This is a genomic window from Micrococcus sp. (assembly GCF_030523875.1).
Classification (GTDB): domain Bacteria; phylum Actinomycetota; class Actinomycetes; order Actinomycetales; family Micrococcaceae; genus Micrococcus.
On sequence record NZ_JAUNHR010000103.1, the window covers coordinates 1 to 6229 of the forward strand.

Annotated in this window: 7 protein-coding genes and 1 pseudogene; 3 read left to right on the forward strand and 5 right to left on the reverse strand. The window is 76.1% G+C overall.

Annotation, left to right across the window (positions count from 1 at the left end; all coding sequences use genetic code 11):
- On the forward strand, positions 1-821 hold an 821-nt coding region (locus Q4D18_RS10570; RefSeq protein WP_303128175.1), incomplete at its 5' end, for an inositol monophosphatase family protein.
- Positions 818-1324 (forward strand): pyridoxamine 5'-phosphate oxidase family protein, encoded by a 507-nt coding sequence (locus Q4D18_RS10575; protein WP_303128176.1) that lies wholly within the window; start codon positions 818-820, stop codon positions 1322-1324. The genes Q4D18_RS10570 and Q4D18_RS10575, both read left to right, overlap by 4 nt.
- Positions 1325-1373: 49 nt before the next feature.
- Here the strand turns inward: Q4D18_RS10575 and Q4D18_RS10580 are convergent, their stop codons facing one another.
- Genes Q4D18_RS10580 through Q4D18_RS10595 form a run of 4 tightly spaced genes read right to left on the reverse strand, consistent with a single transcriptional unit; the run spans position 1374 to position 4672 of the window.
- The gene (locus Q4D18_RS10580) at positions 1374-3128 is read right to left on the reverse strand and encodes an FAD-binding dehydrogenase (protein ID WP_303128179.1); all 1755 of its coding nucleotides are present in this window, start codon (positions 3126-3128) and stop codon (positions 1374-1376) included.
- Positions 3125-3856 carry a cyclase family protein gene (locus Q4D18_RS10585; RefSeq protein WP_303128181.1) on the reverse strand — a complete coding sequence of 244 codons (732 nt, stop codon included), beginning with the start codon at positions 3854-3856 and terminating at the stop codon, positions 3125-3127. Before Q4D18_RS10585 ends, Q4D18_RS10580 begins: the two co-directional genes overlap by 4 nt.
- 13 nt (positions 3857-3869) lie before the next feature.
- On the reverse strand, positions 3870-4253 hold the full coding sequence (locus Q4D18_RS10590; RefSeq protein WP_303128183.1) for a DUF202 domain-containing protein: 384 nt from the start codon (positions 4251-4253) through the stop codon (positions 3870-3872).
- Between the two features lie 2 nt (positions 4254-4255).
- Positions 4256-4672: a YidH family protein gene (locus tag Q4D18_RS10595; RefSeq protein WP_303128186.1), complete on the reverse strand. Its 417-nt coding sequence runs from the start codon at positions 4670-4672 to the stop codon at positions 4256-4258.
- 146 nt (positions 4673-4818) lie between these two features.
- On the opposite strand from Q4D18_RS10595, the gene Q4D18_RS10600 reads away from it, so the two are divergent.
- Complete coding sequence (locus Q4D18_RS10600) at positions 4819-5949, forward strand: VIT1/CCC1 transporter family protein (protein WP_303128189.1); 1131 nt, start codon at positions 4819-4821, stop codon at positions 5947-5949.
- Between the two features lie 103 nt (positions 5950-6052).
- Here the strand turns inward: Q4D18_RS10600 and Q4D18_RS10605 are convergent.
- Positions 6053-6229 (reverse strand): annotated as a pseudogene (locus tag Q4D18_RS10605) (succinate--CoA ligase subunit alpha); the annotation flags it as partial.

Genomic DNA, 6229 nt, shown 5'->3' on the forward strand with positions numbered 1-6229 from the left:
CCGCCACCACGAAGCGCAACCACCACGACCTGGTCACCGCGCACGACCGCGCCACCGAGGAGGCGCTGATCGCCGCGCTCACGGCCGCCGTCCCGGGCAGCGCGGTGCTGGGCGAGGAGACGGGGACGACCGCGGCGTCCACGGACGACGCCGGCGCCGAGGGCGCCCCGCGCGTCCGGTGGATCGTGGACCCCATCGACGGCACCTCCAACTTCACGCACGGCTTCGCGATGTTCTCGATCTCGATCGCCGCCGAGGTGGACGGGGAGGTGGTGGCCGGCGTCGTGGTGGACCCGGCGAACGGCCTGGAGTTCTCCGCGGACGACGCCGGCGCGTGGCTCGGCGAGGCCCGCCTGCCGCTGCGCGCCGCCCCCGCCGGGGACGAACGGGCGCTGAACCTCGTGACCTCCTACCCGGCTGCCGAGGCCCTGCGCCGCGAGGGCGAGGACGCGCTGCAGCGCTTCGCCCGGCTCGTGGACGCGTACGCCACCGTCCGGCGCACCGTGTCCGGGGCGCTCGAGCTCGCCTTCACCGCCGCCGGGTGGGCGGACGCGACGCTCGCGGTCGACACCAACCCGTGGGACGTCGCCGCCGGCCAGCTGCTCGTGGCCCGTGCGGGCGGCACGCTCACCGCCGCCGCCGACGCCGGCCCCGCCCCCGCCACGCCGCCGCACCTGGCCCGCCACCTGCTCGCCGTGGGTCCGGGACGGACCGCGCCGACCGCACACGCCGTGCTGGCGGACCTGGCCGCGCACCGCGCGTCGGGACAGAATGAAGGCGACACCACCGACACCGACGAGACCCCGGAGCTCACGCCATGACCGAGCAGAACACCCCTTCGATGCTGCGCCCCGACCCCGCCGTGGGGGACGCCTCGATGTTCCCGCACCCCGACGGCGAGCCGGTGCTGGCGCTGACCGACGAGCAGACCTGGAAGCTGCTGCGCGGGGCCCGTCACGCCCGCCTGGGCCTGGCCGTGGACGGCCGCCCGGACATCGTGCCCGTGAACATCCGCGCCCACGAGGGCGCCGTGTACTTCCGCACCGCGCCGGGCTCCAAGCTCGCCGAGCTGACCGTGAACCCCGAGGTCGTGGTGCAGGCGGACGGGATCCTCTCCGACCAGGCCTGGTCCGTGCTCCTGCGCGGCACCGCCCGCCGTCTCGAGACGGAGGCGGAGATCGCGGAGGCCGAGTCCCTCGGCATCCAGCCGTGGGTGCCCACGCTCAAGGACTTCTACGTGAGGATCGACGTGCAGTCCGTCTCCGGTCGCCACTTCCTGTTCGGCACGCACCCCGAGCGCGACGGCGTCGAGGCCACCGGCTGACCCCTCGCCGCCCCGCCCCCGCCCCGTCGTGGCGAGGGCGGGGCGGGCGTCAGGCGACAGCGGCGGCCAGGGACCGGCCCGCGGTGCGGCCGCTGAACAGGCAGCCGCCCAGGAACGTCCCCTCGAGTGAGCGGAAGCCGTGCATGCCTCCGCCGCCGAACCCGGCGGCCTCGCCCGCGGCGTAGAGCCCGGACACGGGGCCGCCGAGCTCGTCCAGCACCCGGCCGCTGAGATCCGTATGGAGCCCACCGAGCGTCTTGCGGGTGAGGGTGCGCAGGCGCACGGCCACGAGCGGACCGGCCGCGGGGTCGGTGAGCCGGTGCGGGGCCACCGAGCGGATGAGCTTGTCCCCCACGTACTGGCGCGCCCGGCGCACGGCGTCCACCTGCGGGTCCACCCCCGCGGCGGCGGCGCCGGCCTCGTGCTCGGCCACGGCGGCGCGCACGGCGTCGAGGTCCACGCGTGGCGCCTCGTCCCAGCCGGAGCGCTCGATCAGGGCGTTCATCTCCGCCACGAGCTCCTCCACGGTGCGGGCCCGGACGAAGTCCTCGCCGTGGTCCAGGAAGGCCCGCACGGGACCGGGGATGTCCTGGGTGACCCGGCCGAGCACCTGGCGCAGGGAGCGGCCGGTCAGGTCCGGGTTCTGCTCCGACCCGGACAGGGCGAACTCCTTGCCGATGATCCGCTCGTTGAGCACGAACCACGTGTGCTCGGCCCCGCCCCCGTGCCGGCCCACGCCCGCGCCGCGACGGATCTCCCCCAGCGTGCCGAGGGTGTCGAACCCGGGCCACCGCGGGTGCGGCAGACGGTTGCCGGACGCGTCCAGCCACAGGGAGCTGGGACCGGGCAGGATGCGGATGCCGTGGCCGGGCCACACGGGGTCCCAGTTGGCCACGCCCTCGGTGTAGTGCCACATGCGGTCCGGGTGCAGCACGTGGGCGCCGGCCTCCTTCGCCGCGCGGATGCCGGAGCCGTCCACGTAGGCCGGGACGCCGGAGAGCATGCGCTGCGGGGCGGCCCCCAGGCGCTCGGGCCACACGGCGCGCACCGCGTCGTGGTCCGCGCCGACGCCGCCGGAGGCCACCAGCACCGCCTGGGCGCGGATCTCGAAGTCCCCCACCGCCTGGCGCGAGGACGCGGTGCCGCGGGCGCCGTCGTCGTCGGCCAGTCGCTCGCCCCGGACCCCGACGACGGCGCGGTCCTGGGTGACCAGCTCCGTCACCCGGTGGCGGGGCAGGTAGGTGAGACGGCCGTCGAAGGCCGCACGCTCGACCACCCGGGCGAACGGCTCCACGATCCCCACGCCCGTGCCCCAGGTTATGTGGAACCGGGGCACCGAGTTGCCGCCCACGCCGGGGCCCCCGCCGAACGCGTCCGGGACGCGCCGCTCGGCCCAGCCCACCACGGGGAACAGCCGATGGCCGCGCTCGGCGAGCCAGGCCCGCTTCTCCCCCGCCGCGAAGTGCACGTACGCCTCCGCCCACGCCCGCGGCAGGACGTCCTCGTCGGTGAAGCCGGCGGTGTCCTGCCAGTCACGCCAGGCGAGGTCCACGGAGTCCCGCACGCGCAGCCGACGCTGCTCCGGGGAGTCCACCAGGAACAGGCCACCGAAGCTCCACCAGGCCTGGCCTCCGAGGTCCCCGGCGCGTTCCTGGTCCACGAGCACCACGCGGCGCCCGGCCTCGAGCAGCTCGCATGTGGCCACGAGACCGGCCAGGCCGTGGCCCAGGACCACGACGTCGGCGTGATGGGGCGCGTCCTCGGCGGCGCGACGGGGGGCGGGGGCGGGATGGGGCTGAGTCATGCGTCACAGCGTACTGTGCGCGCCCACACGCGGGCCGGGGCACCGTCGCCGCCCGCGATCGGCAGCGGGTGCACCTCCAGGTCCACGACGGCGGCCCAGTCCCGGTCCACGCCGGTCCCAGCCGGGCGCAGGCGCGCCAGGCCCGTGAGGTTCTCCACGATCACCCCGTCCCGGCCGAGGAACCGGGCGTGGACGGGGAAGCCGGGGGCGGGGCCGCCCTCCGGCACCGCACCCTCCGGGCAGCCGGTGCGGTCCGGGCTGAGGGCGTCCACGCCGAGCAGGCGCACCCCGCGGGACCACAGCAGGCGCGCCGCGTCCGCGGCGAGGTGGGGGTGCCGGGTGCGCAGGGCGTCGTCGTGCAGGTGCGCGTCCCACCCCGTGGCCAGCAGGAACCGGACGGGGACGTCGGCCGGCAGCAGCGGCGCCAGGCGGGCGGCGGCCACGGGCTCGTCCGGGGCGAGGCCGGCCAGGCCGAGGACGAGCGCCGGACCGCACAGCTCCTCACGGGTCAGCCGGTCCACGGTGCGCCCGCCGGCCTGCGTGTGCGCCGGGGCATCCACGTGGGTGCCGGTGTGGGAGCCCATCTCCAGACGGAGCACGGCCGCCCCGTCCTCGGCGACCATCAGCGCCGGGGCGATCCGCACGGCCGGGTCCCCGGGGTAGACGGGCAGCCCGTCCGCCAGGGGCCGGGTCAGGTCGAACCAGTCGGCCGCGCCCGCCGCGGTCACCACGGGGCCTCGGTCACAGGGGCGCCCCGGAGAGCAGGAGCGAGGCCATGGCCACCAGGCCCAGGCAGGACAGCGACACGATGAACGCCACCATCCCCGCCACCGTCCGCAGTGCCGGGCGCACCCGCTCGTCCGTGATGCCGGTGGACTGACGGCTGTAGCGGCGGCGCTGGCCCAGCAGGATCGCCGCGCCCGCCAGGGAGGACAGCGTGGCCGGGGCGAACGCCCACGCACCCACCTGGGAGTACCACCGCACGAACATCAGCGCGGTGACCTGCAGGGCGAGCACCGTGCGACCCCAGCTCATGACCGTGCGCTCGGGCTGGAGGCCGGGGTCCGCGTGGCCGCCCGGCGGGGCCGGCCGCAGGAGCGGGACGCCGGGGAGTCGGCGGGCCACGGTCAGGGGATCCGGGCCAGGGTGGCGGCCAGCAGCACCACCGTGCCCACCACCACGGCACCCGCCAGCACGGGCACGATCAGCGGAAGGGGCAGCGGCCGCGCGTTCCGCATGGCCCGCTCCACGCGCAGCCAGCGGACGCCGGCGCCCAGGGCCAGCAGGGCCCCCATCACCAGCAGCAGCGCGCTGAGCGTGAACCGCACCGCCGGAGGGAACATCTCCCCCGTGAACGCCTCCACCGCCACGCCGCCGGCCAGCAGGGCCAGGGACGTGCGGATCCAGGCCAGGAAGGTGCGCTCGTTGGCCAGGGTGAAGCGGGGGTCCGGCTCGCGGCCCCCGTCGAGGAGCCGGTCCTCCCAGGGACGGCGGACGGGGGCGTCCACCCCGTCGGCGGCGCCCGTGCTGCTCTGCGTGCTCATGCGCCCCATGCTAGCCAGCCGGGGGGCGGGGCCCGGCGGTATCATCGATGCCCGGGGGACGCCGCGCGGACGCCTGCACGCCCGCCCCGCCCGCCCCGCGCCGCACGCCCTGCGGTGCCGGCCGCACCATCCGCTCTGGAGGCACCATGAGCACCGCCGTCGACCGCCCCGGACGCCCGGACGTCGAGCCCTCCCGTGAGCAGATCCGCCGGTGGCGTCGCTACCTCGCGGACGAGATCGCCGAGGGCCAGATCTACCGGGACATCGCCGCCCGCAAGGACGGTGTGGAGCGGGACGTGCTGCTCGGCCTGGCCCAGGCGGAGACCCGCCACGAGGAGCACTGGCGCCGTCTGCTCGGACCGCACGCCGCGAACCCGCCGCGCCCCTCGGTGCACCGCATGCTGCTGCGCGCCCTGGCCCGTGTGTTCGGCTCCGTGTTCGTCCTCGCCCTGGCACAGCGCGCCGAGTCGGACAACCCGTACGCGAAGGACCAGGACGCGACCGAGTGGATGGCCGCGGACGAGCAGATCCACGAGGAGGTCGTGCGCGGCCTGGCCTCACGGGGTCGCGAGCAGCTGGCCGGGTCCTTCCGCGCCGCCGTGTTCGGCATGAACGACGGCCTCGTCTCCAACCTGGCGCTCGTGATGGGCATCGGCGCCACCGGGGTGGCCCCCTCCGTGGTGCTGTTCACCGGCGTGGCCGGCCTGCTCGCCGGCGCCCTGTCCATGGCGGCGGGCGAGTACGTCTCCGTGCGCTCCCAGCGCGAGCTGCTCGAGGCGTCCTCCCCCACGCAGGTCACGCTCGAGGCCGCCGAGCACCTGGACATCGACCGCAACGAGCTCGAGCTGGTGTACCTGGCCCGCGGCATGGAGCCCGAGGACGCCAAACACCGCGCCCTCGAGCGGCTGGGCTACCTCTCCTGCGACTGCAACCCGGCCTTCTCCGCCCGCCCGGACGGCTCGAAGGGGCCGGTGGACCACTCCGAGTCCTACGCGGAGATCGGCTCGGCCTGGGGCGCCTCCCTCTCCAGCTTCCTGTTCTTCGCCTCCGGCGCGCTCATCCCGATCCTGCCGTACCTGTTCGGGATGACCGGCGGCCCCGCACTCGCCCTCTCCGCGGCCCTCGTGGGCCTGGCCCTGCTCTTCACCGGCGGCGTGGTGGGCCTGCTCTCGGGGTCCTCGCCCCTGTGGCGCGGCCTGCGCCAGCTGGCCATCGGCTACGGCGCCGCCGCCGTCACCTACGTGCTCGGCCTGCTGGTCGGCGGCAGCGTCGGCTGACGCCGCACCGCACGGGCCCGCCGACGACGACGCCCCCTCGCCTTCCACGTGGAAGGCGAGGGGGCGTCGTCGTCACGGGCCGCCAGGGCCCGTCAGAGCGGGATCAGGCCAGGCTCTTCATGATCTCGCGCATGAGCTCGGCGGTCTCGGACGGGGTCTTGCCGACCTTCACGCCCGCGGCCTCGAGGGCCTCCTTCTTGGCCTGGGCGGTGCCCGAGGAGCCGGAGACGATGGCGCCGGCGTGGCCCATGGTCTTGCCCTCCGGGGCGGTGAAGCCCGC